Origin of the sequence: Streptomyces sp. WELS2 (assembly GCF_013870595.1) — a bacterium.
Classification (GTDB): Bacteria; Actinomycetota; Actinomycetes; order Streptomycetales; family Streptomycetaceae; genus Streptomyces.
On sequence record NZ_JACBWZ010000929.1, the window covers coordinates 1 to 2267 of the forward strand.

Consider the following 2267-nt stretch of genomic DNA (forward strand, 5'->3'; position numbering starts at 1 on the left):
GTTCCTGTTCACCGGGCAGGGAGCCCAGCGCACCGGCATGGGCCGCGCCCTGTACCGGGCCTTCCCGGTGTACGCCGAGGCCTTCGACGCGGTGTGCGCCCTCGCCGACCCGGACCTGGACCGCCCGCTCGCCGAGGTGCTCGACGACGACACCGGCCCGCTCCACCGCACCGACTACGCGCAACTCGCCCTCTTCGCCACCGAAGTGGCCCTCTACCGCCTCCTGGAGTCCTGGGGCATCACCCCCGACTACCTGGCCGGCCACTCCGTCGGCGAGATCGCCGCCGCCCACGCCGCCGGGGTGCTGTCCCTGCCCGACGCCGTGCGGCTCGTCCTCGCCCGCGGCACCCTGATGGCGGCCCTGCCCGAGGGCGGCGCCATGGCCGCGCTGCGCGCCACCGAGGAGGAGATCACCCCCCACCTGGACGCTACGGTCGGCCTCGCCGCCGTCAACGGCCCGCGCTCCGTGGTGATCTCCGGTGCCGAGGAGGCCGTGGACGCCCTCGCCGCCCGCTTCGGCACCGGAAAGCGGCTGACCGTCTCGCACGCCTTCCACTCGCCGCTGATGGAGCCGATGCTCGCCGGCTTCGCCGAGGCCGCCGCCCGCTGCTCCTACGCCGAGCCCCGCATCCCCCTCGTGTCCACCCTCACCGGCGCCCTCGCCGACCCCGCGCACCTCACCACCCCCGGCTACTGGGTCGACCACGTCCGCCGGACCGTCCGCTTCGCCCCCGCCCTGAGGACCCTGCACGACCTGGGCGTGCGCACATTCCTCGAAGTCGGCCCGGACGCCGCCCTCACCGCGCTCGCCGCCGACTGCGTCCCCGGGGACAGCGTGACCATCGCCGCACTGCGCCGTGGCGGCGACGAGGAGCACGACCTGGTCACGGCCGTGGCCCGGCTGCACGCGGCCGGCACCGACGTCGACTGGGCGGCCTTCCTCGCCCCGCACCACGCCCGGCCCACCACCCTGCCCACCTACGCCTTCCAGCGCAGCCGCCTCTGGCTGGACGCCGCCACCGGCGGCAGCGGCGACGCGGCCGGCCTCGGACAGAGCACCACCGGCCACCCCCTGCTGACCGCCGCGACCGATCTGCCCGACAGCGGGGGAGCGGTCCTGACCGGACGGCTCTCGCGCGCCTCGCACCCCTGGCTCGCCGACCACGCCGTGCACGGCACCGTGCTGCTGCCCGGCACCGCCTTCGTGGAACTGGCGCTCCAGGCCGCCGAGCACACCGGCTGCGACACCGTCGGCGAACTCACCCTGCACGCCCCGCTGATCCTGCCCGAGCAGGGCGCCCTCGCCGTCCAGGCCGCTGTAGGCCCCGACCGGGACGGACAGCGGGAGCTGACCATCTGGTCCCGCCGCGCCGACACCCCCGACACCCCCGACACCGCTTGGACCCGGCATGCCGCCGGCGTCCTCACCTCCGCCGACGCCACGGACCCGGCCGGGCTCACCGACTGGCCGCCCCCGGACGCCGAACCCGTCGACCTGGTCGGCCTCTACCCCGCGCTGGCCCGCACCGGCTACGGCTACGGCGAGGTCTTCCAGGGCCTGCGCGCCATGTGGCGGCGCGGGGACGAGCTGTTCGCCGAGGCGGCCCTCCCGGACAGCGCCCGCGCCACCGCCGCCGGGTACGGGATACACCCGGCCCTGCTGGACGCCGTCCTGCACGTCAACCTGCTCGACCTGCCCGGCGGCCAGGCGGTCCTGCCGTTCGCCTGGGCCGGCGTCACCCTCCATACGCCGGGCACCGACACCCTGCGCCTGCGCCTGACCCCGTCCGGCCCCCGTGCTGCGCGGCTGGGTCGCCCTCTTCGACGCCTGGTCGCTCGCCTTCCCCGAGCCCGCGGAACACGAGCCGGCCGCCGTCGCCGAGGTCGTCTCGGCCATGCCCCAGGTGCTCTCCCTCCTCCAGCTGTCCGCCGGCCCGGTGCCGGTGGAGCAGCTGCTCGACCTGCTCCAGCAGCGGGTCACCGAGCTGCGCACCGAACGCTGCGAGGTCGCCTACGAACCCGGCACCGGACGGCCCGCCGGATCCCCCGCCCCGGCGGCCGCCGCCGACGCCCCGCTCGCCCCGCTGCTCGACTGGGCGCTGCGGGCCCTGGCCTCGGTCGGCGCCCTCACCTACGGCGGCGGCCAGGCCACCCTCACCCCGCTGGGCAGCTGGGCGGTGTGGGTCAAGCTCGAGCAGATCTGCGTGGCCGCGCAGAGCCCCGCCGGCAACATCGAGCAGTCCGCCGAGGACATGCTGCGCGGCTGC

The 2267-nt window shown here is 76.4% G+C and carries 2 pseudogenes; both read left to right on the top strand.

Annotated features, from left to right (window positions below):
* Positions 1-37 precede the first annotated feature (37 nt).
* A pseudogene (locus tag H5J33_RS31875) lies at positions 38-1717 on the top strand (acyltransferase domain-containing protein); the annotation flags it as partial.
* A gap of 79 nt (positions 1718-1796) precedes the next feature.
* Positions 1797-2267 (top strand): annotated as a pseudogene (locus tag H5J33_RS37985) (hypothetical protein); the annotation flags it as partial.